At 61.7% G+C, this 16,675-nt stretch carries 20 protein-coding genes; 12 read left to right on the forward strand and 8 right to left on the reverse strand.

The genetic code is table 11. The annotated features are described in order from the left end of the window. Nucleotides 1-24 precede the first annotated feature (24 nt). Nucleotides 25-1,308: an FAD-binding oxidoreductase gene (locus C6382_RS01055; RefSeq protein ID WP_107022704.1), complete on the forward strand. Its 1,284-nt coding sequence runs from the start codon at nt 25-27 to the stop codon at nt 1,306-1,308. Between the two features lie 21 nt (nt 1,309-1,329). On the opposite strand, the gene C6382_RS01060 is transcribed toward C6382_RS01055, so the two are convergent. After that, on the reverse strand, nt 1,330-2,070 hold the full coding sequence (locus tag C6382_RS01060) for a peptidase C39 family protein (protein WP_107022705.1): 741 nt from the start codon (nt 2,068-2,070) through the stop codon (nt 1,330-1,332). 161 nt (nt 2,071-2,231) lie between these two features. Here C6382_RS01060 and C6382_RS24105 point away from each other — a divergent pair, with 161 nt between their 5' ends. After that, nucleotides 2,232-2,408, forward strand: a complete 177-nt coding sequence (locus tag C6382_RS24105; RefSeq protein ID WP_178082725.1) for a hypothetical protein — start codon at nt 2,232-2,234, stop codon at nt 2,406-2,408. Nucleotides 2,409-2,474: 66 nt separating this feature from the next. Here the strand turns inward: C6382_RS24105 and C6382_RS01065 are convergent, their stop codons facing one another. Then, nucleotides 2,475-3,224, reverse strand: a complete 750-nt coding sequence (locus C6382_RS01065; protein ID WP_107022706.1) for a TerC family protein — start codon at nt 3,222-3,224, stop codon at nt 2,475-2,477. 30 nt (nt 3,225-3,254) lie between these two features. Continuing rightward, the gene (locus tag C6382_RS01070) at nt 3,255-3,494 is read right to left on the reverse strand and encodes a hypothetical protein (protein WP_107022707.1); all 240 of its coding nucleotides are present in this window, start codon (nt 3,492-3,494) and stop codon (nt 3,255-3,257) included. Nucleotides 3,495-3,629: 135 nt separating this feature from the next. Here C6382_RS01070 and nhaR point away from each other — a divergent pair, with 135 nt between their 5' ends. Next, entirely contained in the window at nt 3,630-4,526 is an 897-nt protein-coding gene (gene nhaR, locus C6382_RS01075) for a transcriptional activator NhaR (protein ID WP_107022708.1), read from the forward strand. Here nhaR and C6382_RS01080 read toward each other — a convergent pair. Then, nucleotides 4,516-5,670, reverse strand: coding sequence for an MFS transporter (locus C6382_RS01080; protein WP_107022709.1), 1,155 nt, complete (start codon nt 5,668-5,670; stop codon nt 4,516-4,518). The two genes, nhaR and C6382_RS01080, sit on opposite strands and share 11 nt — an antisense overlap. A 217-nt stretch (nt 5,671-5,887) precedes the next feature. On the opposite strand from C6382_RS01080, the gene sstT reads away from it, so the two are divergent. Both sstT and C6382_RS01090 read left to right on the forward strand, forming a co-directional pair. Then, nucleotides 5,888-7,099, forward strand: a complete 1,212-nt coding sequence (gene sstT / locus C6382_RS01085) for a serine/threonine transporter SstT (protein WP_107022710.1) — start codon at nt 5,888-5,890, stop codon at nt 7,097-7,099. Between the two features lie 96 nt (nt 7,100-7,195). Then, nucleotides 7,196-7,840: a YceH family protein gene (locus tag C6382_RS01090; protein WP_107022711.1), complete on the forward strand. Its 645-nt coding sequence runs from the start codon at nt 7,196-7,198 to the stop codon at nt 7,838-7,840. Between the two features lie 42 nt (nt 7,841-7,882). Here C6382_RS01090 and C6382_RS01095 read toward each other — a convergent pair whose 3' ends face one another. Then, nucleotides 7,883-8,701, reverse strand: coding sequence for a shikimate 5-dehydrogenase (locus C6382_RS01095; protein ID WP_107022712.1), 819 nt, complete (start codon nt 8,699-8,701; stop codon nt 7,883-7,885). A gap of 99 nt (nt 8,702-8,800) precedes the next feature. Between C6382_RS01095 and C6382_RS01100 the strand changes: the two genes are divergently transcribed. Beyond that, nucleotides 8,801-8,983, forward strand: a complete 183-nt coding sequence (locus C6382_RS01100; RefSeq protein ID WP_107022713.1) for a hypothetical protein — start codon at nt 8,801-8,803, stop codon at nt 8,981-8,983. A 133-nt stretch (nt 8,984-9,116) separates the two neighbouring features. Here the strand turns inward: C6382_RS01100 and C6382_RS01105 are convergent, their stop codons facing one another. Further along, nucleotides 9,117-9,350: a hypothetical protein gene (locus tag C6382_RS01105; RefSeq protein ID WP_107022714.1), complete on the reverse strand. Its 234-nt coding sequence runs from the start codon at nt 9,348-9,350 to the stop codon at nt 9,117-9,119. 247 nt (nt 9,351-9,597) lie between these two features. Between C6382_RS01105 and pbpG the strand changes: the two genes are divergently transcribed. Beyond that, entirely contained in the window at nt 9,598-10,521 is a 924-nt protein-coding gene (gene pbpG / locus C6382_RS01110; RefSeq protein WP_107022715.1) for a D-alanyl-D-alanine endopeptidase, read from the forward strand. A 42-nt stretch (nt 10,522-10,563) separates the two neighbouring features. Here the strand turns inward: pbpG and C6382_RS01115 are convergent, their stop codons facing one another. Then, nucleotides 10,564-11,004 (reverse strand): hypothetical protein, encoded by a 441-nt coding sequence (locus tag C6382_RS01115; protein WP_107022716.1) that lies wholly within the window; start codon nt 11,002-11,004, stop codon nt 10,564-10,566. Nucleotides 11,005-11,298: 294 nt separating this feature from the next. Here C6382_RS01115 and C6382_RS01120 point away from each other — a divergent pair, with 294 nt between their 5' ends. Further along, a complete protein-coding gene (locus C6382_RS01120; RefSeq protein ID WP_107022717.1) occupies nt 11,299-13,689 on the forward strand; it encodes a TonB-dependent siderophore receptor in 2,391 nt (796 codons plus the stop codon). Here the strand turns inward: C6382_RS01120 and C6382_RS24250 are convergent. Beyond that, a complete protein-coding gene (locus C6382_RS24250; protein ID WP_256588883.1) occupies nt 13,683-13,805 on the reverse strand; it encodes a hypothetical protein in 123 nt (40 codons plus the stop codon). The two genes, C6382_RS01120 and C6382_RS24250, sit on opposite strands and share 7 nt — an antisense overlap. 255 nt (nt 13,806-14,060) lie before the next feature. On the opposite strand from C6382_RS24250, the gene C6382_RS01125 reads away from it, so the two are divergent. The 4 genes from C6382_RS01125 to C6382_RS01140 are packed head-to-tail and all read left to right on the forward strand — an operon-like array spanning nt 14,061 to nt 16,670. After that, nucleotides 14,061-15,254, forward strand: a complete 1,194-nt coding sequence (locus C6382_RS01125; RefSeq protein WP_107022718.1) for a PepSY domain-containing protein — start codon at nt 14,061-14,063, stop codon at nt 15,252-15,254. Next, on the forward strand, nt 15,251-15,787 hold the full coding sequence (locus C6382_RS01130; protein WP_107022719.1) for a thiamine pyrophosphate-binding protein: 537 nt from the start codon (nt 15,251-15,253) through the stop codon (nt 15,785-15,787). The genes C6382_RS01125 and C6382_RS01130 overlap by 4 nt, the downstream gene beginning before the upstream one ends. After that, on the forward strand, nt 15,784-16,104 hold the full coding sequence (locus C6382_RS01135; RefSeq protein WP_107022720.1) for a hypothetical protein: 321 nt from the start codon (nt 15,784-15,786) through the stop codon (nt 16,102-16,104). Before C6382_RS01130 ends, C6382_RS01135 begins: the two co-directional genes overlap by 4 nt. Further along, entirely contained in the window at nt 16,101-16,670 is a 570-nt protein-coding gene (locus tag C6382_RS01140; RefSeq protein WP_107022721.1) for a DUF6162 family protein, read from the forward strand. Before C6382_RS01135 ends, C6382_RS01140 begins: the two co-directional genes overlap by 4 nt. Nucleotides 16,671-16,675: the final 5 nt, after the last annotated feature.

Raw genomic sequence — 16,675 nt, forward strand, 5'->3', positions numbered from 1 at the left:
AATATAAAACAGAGGTTTCGCAGCATGGCCAATACCCCCTACCCTCAGTCCTACTACGCCGCATCGGCCAATCCGGTTCCGCCGCGCCCGGCGCTGCAGGAAGAGGTACAGACCGATGTCTGCGTGATCGGCGCCGGCTACACCGGTCTGTCCAGCGCCTTGTTCCTGCTGGAAGCGGGCTTCAGCGTGACTGTGCTGGAAGCCGCGAAAGTCGGTTTCGGCGCCTCGGGCCGCAACGGTGGCCAGATCGTCAACAGTTATAGCCGCGACATCGATGTCATCGAACGCACCGTCGGCCCCAAGCAGGCGCAACTGCTCGGCCAAATGGCCTTCGAAGGCGGGCGCATCATCCGTGAGCGCGTGGCCAAGTACAATATCCAGTGCGACCTCAAGGACGGTGGCGTGTTCGCCGCCCTGACCGCCAAGCAGATGGGCCACCTGGAATCGCAAAAGCGCCTGTGGGAACGCTTCGGCCACACCCAGCTGGAGCTGATGGACCAGAAACGCATTCGTGAAGTGGTCGATTGCGATCAGTACCTGGGCGGCATGCTCGACATGAGCGGCGGCCATATCCATCCACTGAACCTGGCGCTGGGCGAAGCCGCGGCAGTCGAGTCGCTGGGCGGCAAGATCTACGAACAATCCCCGGCAGTACGCATCGAGCGTGGCGCCAACCCGGTGGTGCACACCCCGCAAGGTAAAGTACGCGCCAAGTTCGTCATCGTTGCCGGTAACGCCTACCTGGGCAACCTGGTGCCGGAGCTGGCGGCCAAGTCCATGCCATGCGGTACTCAGGTGATCACCACCGAGCCACTGGGCGACGATCTGGCGCGCCAACTGCTGCCGCAAGACTACTGCGTCGAAGACTGCAACTACCTGCTCGACTACTACCGGCTGACCGGCGACAAGCGCCTGATCTTCGGCGGTGGCGTGGTCTACGGCGCGCGTGATCCGGCTAACATCGAAGCCATTATCCGGCCGAAAATGCTCAAGGCCTTCCCACAGCTCAAGGACGTGAAGATCGACTACGCCTGGACCGGCAACTTCCTGCTGACCCTGTCGCGCCTGCCACAGGTCGGCCGTCTGGGCAACAACATCTACTACTCCCAGGGTTGCAGTGGCCACGGCGTCACCTACACCCACCTGGCGGGCAAGGTACTGGCCGAGGCCCTGCGTGGTCAGGCCGAGCGTTTCGACGCATTCGCCGAACTGCCGCACTACCCGTTTCCGGGTGGCCAGATGCTGCGTGTGCCGTTCAGCGCCATCGGTGCCTGGTACTACAGCCTGCGCGACCGTCTGGGCTTCTAAGCCCGGGCCCGGCCTGCGCCGTCATTGCCCCAGGGCGCTGACGGCCTGGCGCGCCGCTTGCTCCTGGCCCGTCTGGGCCAGGTCGTTGGCTGCCTTCAGCCAACGCTGACGGTCAACCTGAGCCGGCAACTGGCTCGGCGGCTGCACCAGCACGGCCCAACTCCCCTGCTTGTCCCACGCCGACGTGAAGTCGTCGAAATCCATCAGCAGGCGTCGATTCATCCCCGCCCGCAGCAGCACCCGTTGCTTGTAGCTGTCGTAACCGACCAGCAAGGCATAGCGCGGCTCCCCCCAGAACGCAGCGCCCTGTTCGAAACGCAGCAGCACCGGATTGCCTGCAGCCACCTGGGTCAGCAGCGCATTCAGCTTCGGCTCCAGCGGATAGACCACCATGCCGTACTGGCGGGCGACGTTCTGCATCGAACCCTGCAGTTTGTCGACGCCCTGGGGCAGGCCCAATGGCCGCTCAAGCAGACCCGGAGTGATACGCACGCCCTGTTGCGAAAGGATCGCTGCCAGGGCCATCGGCGCGCTCTGGTTGGCATTGCCGCGGTAGAACGGCACCGAACCGATTTCCACCCGCTGTGGCAAACCCTTGGGCGCAGCAGGCTGGCTGGCGCAACCGGCCAGAGCCAGGGCCATCGCACAGGCGGCCAGCAGGCGGCGCGGGGCAATAGCGGAGAATGTGATAAACAGTGGCAGCATGAACACTCGCTTGTGCTGATGCCCGGCAGACAGCGCCCGGCCCTGGGGTGCGATCATAGGCCGGCAGGCCGCGTGGGTATAGTGTCAAGGCGGCTTAGAACAAAGCGGCCCAAGGGCCTAGACCATCGGTCAATGGCCTGCACCACGGCTTCGGCTAGACTCTAGGGATGTCCGCGTGGCCAGCATCATGGGCTGGCCAGGGACCTGAGGAGGCAGACATGAGCCTGACAATGGCCATTTTCATGCTAGTGGGCGCCTGGTTGAGCGTCGCCGCCGCCATGCTCTGGGGCGTGCTGCGGATTGCCCGCCGCCATCACTCGCACCATAGCTTGCCGAAGCAAACCAGCGAGGCGGTGCCGACGCGACGTAGTCGTCGGCATGCCAGTGCGCATTGATTCCTGAAAAGCATCGCGGGGCAAGCCCGCTCCCACTGTGGGAGCGGGCTTGCCCCGCGATTTACATCAACCCTCAACCGCTTCGCGCTTGAGCCGTGCCCGGCGCGACAGAATGTTCAGCGCTTCGATCGCGGTAGAGAACGCCATCGCTGCATACACATAACCTTTCGGTACATGGGCGCCAAAGCCTTCAGCGATCAGGGTCATACCGATCATGATCAGGAAGCCCAGGGCCAGCATCACCACGGTCGGGTTGTCGTTGATGAACTTGGCCAGCGGGTCAGCCGCCACCAACATCACGATTACCGCACTGATCACGGCAATGATCATGATCGGCAAGTGCTCGGTCATGCCCACAGCGGTAATGATGCTGTCGATCGAGAAAACGATGTCCAACAGCAGGATCTGACCAATAGCGGCAGCAAAGCCCAGGGTGATGGTCGAGGACGCTTTGCTTTCTTCCTTGGCTCGCGGGTCGACGCTCTCATGGATTTCAGTAGTCGCCTTCCACAGCAGGAACAGGCCACCGGCAACCAGGATCATGTCTTTCCAGGAGAACGCATGGCCGAACACATCGATGACCGGCTCGGTCAGCTGCACGATCCAGGCAATGGTGCTGAGCAGACCCAAGCGCATCACCAGCGCCATGCTGATCCCGATACGGCGCGCCTTGGAGCGATATTCCTCGGGCAACTTGTTGGTCAGGATGGAGATGAAGATCAGGTTATCGATGCCAAGCACGATCTCCATGGCCACCAGGGTGGCCAGGGCTACCCAGGCGGTCGGGCTTGCGGCGAGTTCCAACAAGTATTCCATGAATCATTCCTGCATCAAGGTAAGGGTGGGTCAGATTTCTTTAGCGCTGTCGTCGCGCTCAGGCTTGGCGACCTTCTCGCCCTCGGAGCCCGTGGCTTCGCTGAGGGCCTGTTGGGCGGCTTCGTTGGTTTTGTCGATGGCTTCCTTGGCGGACTCTGCGGCCTGGTTGAGCATCTGCTGGGCGGATTTTTCCGCCTGCTCGCAACCGCTCATGGCAAACAGGGCCACCAGCAGCACCAGGGGTGTTCCGATGGATTTGAGCTGCAACATCTGTGGTTCTCCGTGTCGATGATCAGTGCCCAGTCAGTGGCACCGTGATGGCTGGGGATTGTAAATATCTCGACACATCAGGAAAATTCGTATTTTCAGCGCTTATACTTCGGTTTTTACGAATCGGGAATCTGCATGCTCAACTACCGTCAGCTGCATTACTTCTGGGTGGTGGCCCGCACCGGCAGCATCGTGCGCGCGGGTGAGCAGCTGAATCTGACGCCGCAGACGATCAGCGGGCAAATCAGCCTGCTCGAACACACCTACGGTATCGAGCTGTTTCGCCGGGTCGGGCGGCAGTTGGAACTGACTGAAACGGGTCGCCAGGCGCTGACCTATGCCGAGCAGATGTTTCAGATCGGAGGGGAGCTGGAGGCCATGTTGCGTGCCCGTCCGGATGAGCAGCAGATCCTGTTTCGGGTCGGAGTTGCCGACGTAGTGCCCAAATCCATCGTCTACCGCCTGCTGGCACCGACCATGGACATGGAAGACGCCCTGCGCCTGAGCTGCCGCGAGGATAAACTCGAACGCCTGCTGGCTGACCTGGCGATCCAGCGCCTGGACCTGGTGATCTCCGACAGCCCCATGCCCAGCCACCTGGACATCAAGGGCTACAGCCAGCGCCTGGGTGAATGTGGCATCAGTTTCTTCGCCACCCCTGCCCTGGCCGCTGAGTTGAGTGAGGATTTTCCGGCCTGCCTGCAACGCGCTCCGCTGCTGATCCCCGGTCAGGAAACCGTGGTGCGCAGCCGCTTACTGCGCTGGTTTGCCGAGCAACAGATCCAGCCACGGATTGTCGGTGAGTTCGATGACAGCGCGTTGATGCAGGCGTTCGGCCAGTCCGGCAGCGGGATTTTCATCGGCCCCAGCGTGATTGCCGATGAGGTCTGCCGCCAATACGGGGTCGAACTGATCGGCCAAACCGACGCGGTGATCGAGTCGTTCTACGCCATTTCGGTGGAGCGCAAGGTCAAGCACCCGGGCATTATCGCCATCACCGAAGGGGCTCGCCGCCAATTGTTCAATTGGTAGCGCTGGAATTGCGCATACGCATCAAGCCCAATGCCAGCAGCACTGAAGCGCCAATCAGTACGGCGGCGGCATAACCGAGGCCGGCCAGGCCGACAGTGTCGATCACCCGACCGCCGATGATTGCCCCAAGGCCGATCCCCAGATTGCCCCCGGCGATGTTCAACGAAGCGGCAAAGGCCGGGGCCTGCGGTGCAGCCTTGATCAGCCGGACGTGACTGACCAGAAACAGTGCCGCCTGGGTCGCGCCCCAGATCGCCAGCGCGCCGATCAGGCCGTAGCTGGAATGGATGCTCGGCACCAGGGCAATCAGGCCGACCAGCATCAACGCACAAAAACCCGCCGAGGCCAGCAACGGATGGCGATCCACCGCGCGCCCACCCAGGCTATTACCAACCAGGCCTACCGCCCCAAAACCCATCAGGTACCAGCCAACCCGCGCACCATCGAACCCGGCCAGGCGCTCGAGGATATCGGCCAGGTAGGTATACACGGTGAACATGCCGCTGAACACCAGCACTGAAAGCAGCACGTGGCCTTGCAGCAAACGGCTACGCAGGATGCCGAACTGCCCGCGCAACGAGGTGGCCTGGCTATGCCGGGGCGTACGCGGCAGGTAAAGGTGGAGCAGCAACGCCTTGGCCAGCGCCAGCACGGCCAGCAAGGCAAACGCCGCACGCCAGCCCAGGGCATCGCCTATCAGGGTGCCAACCGGGATACCAAACACCGTGGCACAGACCACGCCAAAGCTGATCTTGGAAATGGCCCGCCCGGCGTACGCAGGCCCGACGATGTCCACCGCCGTTTCACTGGCCAGCGACCAGAACACCGGCAAGCCCAGGGCCGGCAACAGCCGCGCCAGGCCCATGACATAAATGTTCGGTGCCAGCGCCGCCAAGGCGTTGCAGGCCGCGAACAGCAACAAGATGCCGACGAACAGGCGTTTGCGCTCGAACCGTGCGCACCAGGCGGTGAGGAAGGGGCCGAAGCAGGCCACGGTAAAGGCAAACAGCGTTACCAGCAGCCCGGCCTGAGGCACGCTGACGGCCAGATCACGAGCGATTCCCGGCAACAGGCCGACGATCACAAACTCGGTGGTCAACACAGTGAAGCCGGCCGCAGCCAGCAACAGAATCGGCAGTAACATCTACGCTCCAGAACTCTAAACATCCACGGCCCGCAGCCGTTTCAGAGGGGCGCGCATACTACACGCCCGCCCTGGCGACTGACACAGGGCAATCACCCATTGTGCCCCGCTGTGCTAAAGTCGCGCCCCTTTCATGCCCTGAGCGCCTGGTACCCACAGTATTGTCCGGCACCGCAACGGGCCTGCAGCCCTTCTACAAGACAGAGAAACACCCGACATGACACCTGTTCTAAAGCTGTTGAACCGTACCAGTCTGGTACTACAGATCATGATCGGCCTGGTGGCCGGTATCGCTCTGGCCCTGATCGCCCCCGAAGCCGCCTTGAGCCTGGGCTTTGTCGGCAAGGTGTTCGTCTCCGCCCTCAAGGCTGTAGCACCGATCCTGGTGTTCATTCTGGTCATGGCTTCCATCGCCAACCATAAACACGGGACCGAAACCCATATCCGGCCGATCCTGGTGCTGTACCTGTTCGGCACGTTCTCTGCGGCGGCGGTGGCAGTCATGGCCAGCATGCTGTTCCCCTCTTCGCTGGCCCTGAGCACCTCGGACGTTGCCCTCAGCGCCCCGGGCGGCATTGCCGAAGTGCTGCAGAGCCTGCTGCTGAGCGTGGTCGACAACCCGGTCAGCGCGCTGATGAACGCCAATTTCATCGGCATTCTGGCCTGGGCCATCGGCCTGGGCGTGGCTATTCGTCACGCCGGGCAAACCACCCGTACCGTGGTCGAAGACCTGTCCAACGGCGTCACCCTGATCGTGCGCGTGGTGATTCGCTTCGCGCCGCTGGGTATTTTCGGTCTGGTTGCCTCGACCCTGGCGCAGTCGGGCCTGGACGCCCTGCTCGGCTACCTGCAGCTGCTGGCGGTGCTGATCGGCTGCATGCTGTTCGTTGCGCTGGTGGTCAACCCGCTTATCGTATTCTGGAAAATTCGCCGCAACCCATTCCCGCTGGTGTTCCTGTGCCTGCGCGAAAGCGGCATTACTGCGTTCTTCACCCGCAGCTCGGCGGCCAACATTCCGGTCAACCTGGCCCTCAGTGAGCGGCTTGGCCTGCACGAAGACACCTACTCGGTATCGATCCCCCTGGGGGCGACCATCAACATGGCCGGTGCTGCAATCACCATCACCGTGCTGACGCTGGCAGCCGTGCACACTCTGGGCATCACCGTCGACATCCCTACCGCCATTCTGCTGAGCGTCGTCGCCGCGGTGTGCGCCTGTGGCGCCTCGGGTGTGGCCGGCGGTTCGCTGCTGCTGATCCCGCTAGCGTGCAGTCTGTTCGGTATTCCGAGTGAGATCGCCATGCAGGTGGTAGCCGTAGGTTTCATCATCGGCGTACTGCAGGACTCGGCGGAAACCGCGCTGAACTCCTCCACCGACGTGCTGTTCACTGCCGCAGCGTGCATGGCCAAAGAGCGCCAGAGCGCCTGAGCTTGACCCGCAGCCGGTGCTTCCTGCACCGGCTGCTTGTGTTTTACCCTGCCGCGCACCTAGGCTAGAGGCCTTTCTTCGCATAGAGACAGGGTCATGTCCGACGATCACCAATCCCCTTCCGAAGCCCGCTTCAACAGCAGCGAAATCCGCGTTCTCGGTGCGCTGATCGAAAAACAGGCCACCAGCCCGGAAACCTACCCGCTGACCTTGAACGCCCTGGTTCTGGCCTGTAACCAGAAGACCAGCCGCGAGCCGGTGATGAACTTGAGCCAGGGCCAGGTTGGCCAGGCCCTGCGCGCTCTTGAGGGGCAAGGCCTGACCCGTCTGCAGATGGGCAGCCGCGCCGACCGCTGGGAGCAGCGCGTGGACAAGGCCCTGGAGCTGGTGCCGGCGCAGGTCACCCTGCTGGGTCTGATGTTCCTGCGCGGTCCGCAGACGGTCAATGAACTGCTGACCCGCAGCAGCCGCATGCATGAGTTCGAAGATGCCGAGCAAGTGCTGCATCAGCTGGAACGACTGATCGCCAGAGGTTTTGCCCTGCACCTGCCGCGCCAGGCCGGGCAGCGTGAAGACCGCTATACCCATGCGCTGGGTGATCCGGCAGAGATCGAAGCGATTCTTGCGGCGCGCCAGCAAGGGCCGGAGCGCAGCGCGGGTGGTGCGGTATCGGTGGAGCGCTTCGAGGCGCTGGAAGCGCGGATTGCAGCGCTGGAAGAACGCTTGGCGGCGCTGGAATAGGCTCGCCACCTCAGGCCCAGTTGTTTACCCCGATGCGGTGGACTACCCCCGGGCGTAGTCCACCGCCTGCGCCACCTGCTCGGCCGTCGGCCGCACACCGGTGTACAACACAAACTGCTCCAGCGCCTGCAGGGCAATCACCTCCAGCCCGGTTATCACCGCCTTGCCGTGCTTCTCGGCCTCGATGATCAGCGGCGTACGCGCCGGCATCGCCACCACATCGAACACCACCTGCGCCGCCGTAATCGCTTCGCGACTGAACGCCAACTGCCCAGCCTCAACGCCACCGGCCATGCCAATCGGTGTGACATTGACCAGCATCGGCGGGCATAGATCGCCCAACTCAGCCTGCCAGCGATAGCCGCAACTGTCGGCCAGTTGCCGGCCCGCCTGTTCATTACGGGCAACGATGATGCCCTGCTTGAACCCGGCATCGCGCAAGGCGCTGGCCACAGCCTTGGCCATACCGCCGCTGCCGCGCAGGGCAAAGGCCGTGTCCGAATCCAGCCGATGCTGCTCCAGCAACTGACGCACGGCCAGATAATCGGTGTTGTAGGCCTTGAGCCGACCGGCGTGGTTGACGATGGTGTTGATCGACTCGATGGCTGCCGCCGACGGGTCGATCTCGTCGACCAGCGCCATGCAGGCTTCCTTGTATGGCATCGACACACCGCAACCGCGAATGCCCAGGGCGCGAATACCGCCCACTGCGGCCGGCAGGTCCTGGGTGGTCATGGCCTTGTAGTAAAAGTCCAGACCCAACTGCTGGTACAGGTGATTGTGAAAACGTACGCCAAAGGTGCCAGGACGACCGGCCAGAGAGATACACAGGACGGTGTCTTTACTGGGGATATGGGCCATTTGATACTCCTTAACGGTGATTAACACTATCGAGCCGGTCGATTTCAACCGGTCTGCCGCTCCACGTATGGTTGGTCCATGAATCGCAGGAGAGTCGCCATGGTCCCTATCAACATCATGTCCGTTATCGGCAGCGCCGTTCCCGCCTCACTCAGGGCGTCGGGCCTGCTGGCCTGCTGGTATCTGGTCCGCGACGGCGAGCCGGTCTCCGGCCCCTTGACCTCGCTGCCTGCAGCCCAGGCATTGGCCTGTCACTTGCAGAACACCAGCCTGCGCGCCTGAACTACCGATTTGATCGTGCGTTGCTCCGCACAGCCCTTTGCCCCGCCTTTGACGGGGCTTTTTAGCGGCTCGCAAGCCGCTCAAGGGCGACAGCAATTCCTGCCGGCAGGGGCGTTATGAAAGGCCGACCCGCTTAGTGTTGATCATCAAGCACAGTGACCCTCATCCCTGTAGCCGCAATTTCGTACTCAGTTTCGGAAATCTTGTTCACCGCCCCCCCAAACTGCATTTCGAAATGCTTGAGGCCTTCATGTCGAACCATGCCGTTTGGCGAGCGCTCAACGGTCTCGTCCTGATAGATGTTAATCACGTATTCCAGATTATCCGTGCCAACTCCAATGATTTTCCCAACATATTTATCAGCCATGTCCGAACTCCTTGCGTGAAACCTCAACGTAGCGGGTATCGACAGCTCAGTTCAGAGCATGGGCGCTTTCGGGCACTGAAGACACTCGAAACGCAATTAATCGGTACAGGATTAAATTTTGTTCATGTATAGCCCAATGATCACAGGCTAATCGACAGACTCTAGGCCATACTCCAGAATGCGAGCGTTTTTTGGGGGCAAAACCCTTGCACAGCCAACAACATACCAACTTTTAGTGAGCCTCGACGTGAAAACCTCCCTTTCGATTCTAAGCCTGCTGCTGTTGCTCACCAGTACCGCGACTGTCCCCACGGCCACTGCTGCGCAACCCACTGCCCAGGTGCAACGCGATCCTGCCAAGTTGCACCTGGCTTCCGGCGCCGCCCTGCTGATCGATCTGCAGACCAACAAAGTGCTCTACGCCAACAACGCCGACCGCGTGCTGCCTATCGCCTCGGTGACCAAGCTGATGACCGGCATGGTGGTGCTCGACGCCAAGCAGAACATGGACGAGATGCTGACCATGACCATCGCCCAGAACAAGGAAATGAAAGGGGTGTACTCGCGGGTGCGCCTCGGTAGCCAGCTCAGCCGCCGGGAGACGCTGCTGATTACCCTGATGTCATCGGAAAACCGCGCCGCCTCGACCCTGGCCCACAACTATCCAGGTGGCTACAACGCCTTTATCAAGGCAATGAACGCCAAGGCCAAGGCGTTAGGCATGAGCCACACCCGCTATGTGGAACCCACCGGTCTGTCGACCCGTAACGTGTCCACCGCACGTGATCTGGGCAAGCTGCTGCTGGCGGCACGCAACTATCCAATGCTGAGCCAGTTGAGCCAAACCCGCGAGAAAACCGTAGCGTTTCGCAAGCCCAATTACACCTTGGGTTTTCGCAACACCAACCATCTGGTGAAAAAGAGCAACTGGGACATCAACCTGACCAAAACCGGCTTCACCAACGATGCCGGACACTGCCTGGTGCTGCTGACAAAGATGAACAACCGGCCAGTGGCAATGGTGATTCTCGATGCCTTCGGCAAGTATACCCACTTCGCCGATGCCAGCCGCATGCGTCAGTGGCTGGAAACCGGCAGCACCAAACCGGCACCGGCGGTGGCCATACGCTATAAGTCCGAGCGCAGCCAGAACCGTCCTTCAGCCGACTGAGCAGTCGGGCCTGTGCGCCATCGGCGCCAGGCCCGTTGCCCGTCAAGCGCTGGTGCTGACCATACTGCCAGCGCTGCTGCCACCGCTGTCCAAAAGGGCTTTGAGCAACTGCGCGGTGGCCGACTGGATCGCGCCCATGGTGGAACTCACCGATGACTGCGCGGCGGCGACCGCCGAAGCCTTGGCGGTCTCTTCCAGGTTGCTGGCCATGATTGCCTGCAGTTGTTTCTGCTGTTCGGCCAGCTGCTTTTGCAGTTCTTTGATCATTTCACGCAACTGGCGGATGTGCGCCGGCTCGCTACTTTCACTGCTTTGGCTGGATTCGGCCTTGTTGCTCTCGGCGACGCCGGAAAGATTGACCTTGAGCGTGCCCTCTTCCGTTTTCGCCGCAGTGTCCTGAGCGCCGAGATTGACGCTGGCAACACCTGGAGCCCCACTGCTCAGCGGGTTTCCATTGATTGATACGGCACTGATGCCAACCATGTTTCTATCATCCTGATGGTCTATGGGTTGACATTGCCATCGGCCATCGGCCGCAAAACTTGAGTCGTCTGTCCGCGCATAAATTTCCCCCCCTGCCATTCGTCCCTCCTGATACCCAAGCTTTGCCCCTGGCCCACCCGTGCGCATGTCCGCCCTACCGAGCGCGCCTGAGCTTTCAGGCGGGTGTTTTCACAGGCAAATGAAAAAGTTTTCCGGTTTTCGCAAGACCAGACGTCTTCTTAAACACGAACAACTCTCATTCATTAATGAACAAGTTCCTTCAAAGGAAACGTAATGTCTGTCAAACACACCCTTTCGCCGCTGGCCCTGACTCTCATGCTGCCTTGCGCAGCCATCGTCCAGGCCCAGGAAATCAACCTGAACATTGCGTCGCAGTCGCTGGGCTCGGCCTTGCAGGCGCTGGGTCAACAGGCCAATTTGCAGATTCTGTTCAGCCCGGACACTGTGAGCGGCAAGCGCTCCACCATGGTCAATGGTCGTTATGAACCGCATCAGGCGCTGCGCCTGATGCTGCAGGGCACCAGCATCCGCTACACCCTGGAAGGCAGCCAGGTTACGCTGCAGGGGCCGTCGAGCGGCGATGCCCTGGAGTTGGGAAACGTCAATATTGACGGCAAGGCCAACAGCGCCATGTCCGAAGGCACCCACTCCTACGCGGCCCAGGCGGTCACCATCGGCAAAGGTACCGAGCGCCTGAAGGACATCCCGCAGTCGGTGACCGTGGTCACCCGCCAGCGCCTGGATGACCAGAACATGAACAACCTGCAGGACGCGATGCGTCAGGTCACCGGCGCCACCATCAAGACCTACAACACCGGCTCCAGCCTGAACGACGTGTACATGCGCGGCTTTCTGGTCGACCAGGTGCAGGTCGACGGCGTTTCGCAGGTCACCGGCCAGGGCGACATGGCCACCAGCTTCGACCTGGCCATGTACGACCGCGTCGAAGTACTGCGCGGCCCGGGTGGCCTGTACGCGGGCTCGGGTGAGCCTGCCGGTACCATCAACGTGGTGCGCAAGCGCGCACTGGACACGTTCGGCCTGAGCGGTGAGATCGGTGCCGGTTCCTATGACCACTACCGTACGATGGTGGACGTTACCGGTCCGCTGAACGACGCAGGCACCCTCCGTGGCCGCGCGGTCACCGCCTACGAGAACAACCAGTCGTTCGTCGACTACGTCGAGAACGAGCGCCCGATGTTCTACGGCCGCCTGGAAGCCGACCTGGACCCAAGCACCACGCTGTCGTTCGGCGGTGCCTACCAGAGGAACAATTCCACTCCGGCGTTCGGTCTGCCCGCCTATGCCGACGGCACCCTCCTGGACGTGTCGCGCTCCACCTACGTCGATGCGAAATGGAACCAGATGACGGAGGAGACCTGGGAAGCGTTCTCCGAGCTCGACCACGCCCTGGAGGATGGTGGCCAGTGGAAGACCTCGCTGACCTACCGCGACGCCCGCACGCCGAACCGCCAGTTCAGCTGGACCACCTGGGTGGTTGATCCGACGACCCAACTGGCCGAAGCCTCGATGTACTCTTACTACACCCGCATCAAGACCCTGGGCCTGGACAGTTTCGTCACCAAGCCATTCACCTTCGCGGGCCGCACTCATGAATTCACCGTCGGCGGCGAATACCAGCACCTGGACAAGGCGTTCACCTATGGTTCCGTCGATCTCAACGGCGACGGCTACGCGGACGGCTTTCCAACCGGTATCGGTGGCGCCAACGACCTGCCTCACCTCGACATGCCACACACCCAGTTCAACTACTCCAAGAGCAAACAGTACGGCGTCTATGGCCGTACCAAACTCAGTGTGACCGACGAACTGGATGTGATCCTCGGCTCGCGTGTGACCTGGTTCGACGCGCAAGCGAACAACCACAACACCTTCTTCAACAACTTCGGCACGCCGTCCACCGAGACCAATGCCAAGCTCATCCCTTATGGCGCGGTGGTCTACAAGCTGACCCCGGACCTGTCGGCCTACGCCAGCTACACCAGCGTGTTCAAGCCGCAGAGCGAATCCGATGCCACCGGAAACGCGATGGTCGGCCCGCACAAGGGCAAGCAGTACGAAGTGGGTCTGAAGCAGGAACTGCTTGATGGTCGCCTGAATGCCTCGCTGGCGATGTTCCAGATCTTCGATGAAAACCGCGCGCAGTGGAACGGCGTCAACGGCTACGAGGCCAGCGGCAAAGCCCGCAGCCAGGGCTGGGAAACCGAGTTGACAGGCAACCTGACCGATAGCTGGAGCATCGTCACCGGTTATGCCTTCACCATGACCAAGTTACTGGAAGACGACACCACCAACAACGTGTCCAAGGGCAGCCAGTTCAGCACCATCACACCGAAGCACAACTTCAACCTGTGGACCAAGTACGAGTTCCTCGACGGTCCGCTCAAGGGCGTTCATGTGGCCGGTGGTACCCGTGTGGTCAGCGAAACCTCCTACACCCGCAGCAACGTCGACTTCGTACAACCTGGCTACGCGGTCTCCACCGCGCAGGTGGGCTACAAGTTCAACGACAACCTAAGCTCGACCCTGACCGCCAACAACATCTTTGATCGCAAGTACTACGATCGGGTGGACAGTGCCTGGGGTTCGAACTTCTATGGCGACCCGCGCAACCTGACCCTGACCCTGCGCGCGACTTACTGATAGCGAGGTAGAAAAATGCCGGAGCTGGCATTGCCGATCCGGCGTTTTTTGTGGGTACCTGCAAACACACTGGTGGGAGAGCGACGGACAAACATCCCGGCGTCTTCGGATTTCATGCTGGGCTTCTTCCTTCCTGATCATTCCTGGCGCCTGGCGCACTCGTATGCGGATAGGAACAAAACTCAACTCACGGGATTTAGACCCCTTGAAAAGGCCCGGAACAGACGCTTCGAAACATTTTTTTTCATTTTGGCCATCAGGTTTTCGATTCTCATTCGTCCTATATAGAGATAACGACCGACCACCTACCGTGCTCGACGCCTGGGCAATGCCAAGCATTGCCCCCATTTTTCGAAACAAGACCTGCCTCCATGTCGAAAAAGTCCCGCTCAAAACTCTGGTTTCTGGTGCACAGCTGGCTGGCCCTGCCCATCTGGTTCTTCGTCCTGATCGTCTGCGTGACTGGCACCCTGGCCGTCCTCAGCCAGGAAATCGTCTGGTTGGCCAACCCGGACGTGCGCGCCAGCAAGCCCAGCGACGATGTCCCGCTGCTGAGCTACCAGCAGGTGTACGACGCCATGCTCAAGGCCGAGCCTGCGTTGGCGGTGAACTACATCAGCCGCCCCGGCGAGGAGCATTTCGCCCTCACCGCCAGCGTCACCTACCCCGACGGCACCACCCCGATCCTCTATGTGAACCCCTATACCGGGGCGATCCAGGGCAAGAGCCCGACCTTCGACTTCGAGGGTTTCACCCGTGCACTGCATGGCTGGTGGCTGGTGCCCTTTACCAACGGCTACAGCTGGGGCTGGTACCTGGTGTCGCTGCTGGGGCTGCCGATGCTGGCCTCGCTGGTCACCGGGCTGGTGGTCTACAAGCGCTTCTGGAAGGGTTTCCTGAAACCGACTCTGCGCCTGGGCCAGGGCGCGCGGATCTTCTGGGGCGATTTCCATCGCCTGAGCGGGATCTGGTCAATCTGGTTCGTCGCGACCATTTCCATCACCGGCATCTGGTTCCTGATCCAGGCGATCCTGGCCGACAACCACGTGACCCTCTCCAGCGAACCGATCGTGCCGGCCATCTCCCGGGAAGACGTGCCACGCAGCGCAAACGGCGAAGTCCCTGCACGGCTCAGCCTGGATGACGCCACACGCTCGGCCATGCAGCAGTTTCCAGGCTTCGAGGTCACCTTCATCACCCTGCCCGGCAATGCCTACGCCCACTACTACATGGGTGGCCGTGGCTGGTACCCGTTGATGTTCGAGACGGTCAACGTCAACCCGTACAACAGCAAGGTCGAGGCCTCGTTCATGGTCGGCGACCGCTCGCCCCTGGAGTTCGTCACCGAGTCCATGCGCCCCCTGCACACCGGCGACTTCGGCGGCCTGTGGGTCAAGCTGATCTGGGCCTTCTTCGGCCTGATCCTGTGCATGATGGTGTTCAGCGGCCTGATGATCTGGACCAAGCGCACCGCCCAGGCCACAGCGGCCGCGCTCAAACGTGAAGCGCGCCTGCCACGCCAGCAAGCGGCAACCTGCCCGTCCCCTTCGGAGGCCAGCCTATGAGCAAGGCAGCAGTGATCGAACACAGCCCGCTGCGGCGGCTGTGGCTGAAATGGCGCTTCCACTTGAACATTTTGCTGCTGTTGATCCCACTCGGGCTGATGCCCAGTTACCTGCACGAAGCCTCGATGAGCCGTGGCGAAATAGGCCTGGGCGAGCGCGAACTGGGCGAGCTCAAGGCCGGGCAGTGGAGCGTGCAGATCGCCGAGCGCTTCGACGAGACGCCGCGCTCCGACGGCCCGGCCGGTTACTTCAAACAATTCAACATTGCCCTGTGCAGCACCTGCGCCAAGGTCAAAGCCATCTACCTGCGCGTCGGCAAGCCGCGCAGCCTGCGCGCCGCCGGTGCACTGTTCTCCGGCAACCCCTATCGCATGACCGGCGTGGTCAACATCCCGGTCAAAACATCCCCCGACGCCGACCTGTGGCTGACCTTCGAAGACTGGGACGGCAGCCTGCAGCAAGTGTCGATCCCGTTGGCAAAAGCGTCGCCGGCCACCGTCGCCTGGCTGAAACAACAAGGAGGCAAATCATGATGTCCACGGCCCGCAGGCTGCTCCTACCTCTGTTGTTGCTAGGGGCTGCCAGCCCGGCCCTGGCCCACAACCCGATGTGCGAGTGCAAGCCGATCGACGGCGAGCAGATCGAGTGCACGGGTGGCTTTTCCGATGGCAGCGGCGCGCCGGGGGTGACCCTCGATGTGATCGGCTACAACGAAGAAATCCTCGTGCCCGGCAAGCTCGGGGAAAACTCCAAGCTGACCTTCAAGCGCCCCGCAGGCGAGTTCTACGTGCTGTTCGACGCTGGCCCCGGTCATGTGGTGGAAATCGACTACGCAGATATCGAGCAATGAGCCGGGTCCAGGTGGTGCGCCCGGCCGGCGCCGGACATGAAACCCTGTATGTGTTGCTGGTCAGCCTGCTGATCCTCGCCGTGGCCGCGGGCATCGTCGCCCTGCGCGGCGAGCGCCATGACGAAGTCAGCATCGAAGCCCATCAACTCGACGCCCGGCGCGACCTCAGCGCCGCCGAGCAAGGGGTGTATGCCGACCTGCGGGTGGCCTTCGAGGAAATCCAGCTGCGCCGCGAAGAAGATCCGGCCCAGGTCGAGATCGCGGTGTTGGCCGAAGAAGGCTTCCCGCCATTCGTCAAGGATGCCAGCAGCGCCAGCCGCGGCGAGCATCAATGGCAACTGCTCGGTGAACAGGCCTACCTCGGCCTGAGCCAGTCACCAAGCGTGGCCGGCAGCTTCCTCATGCGGGTGCCTGCAGAGCACGACGGCGCCGCAGATGTCTGGCTGCAGCGCAAGGCTGACGCCAGTGCGCCTGCCGAGCTGACCCCCGCCGCTCTGATCGCCGCCGGCTGGCAGCAGATCGCCGCCCAATACGACGCTGGCGTCACCCGCCAGCATCGCCACTGACACAA

It is taken from the genome of Pseudomonas sp. BBP2017, assembly GCF_003024385.1.
In the GTDB taxonomy this organism is placed as follows: domain Bacteria; phylum Pseudomonadota; class Gammaproteobacteria; order Pseudomonadales; family Pseudomonadaceae; genus Aquipseudomonas.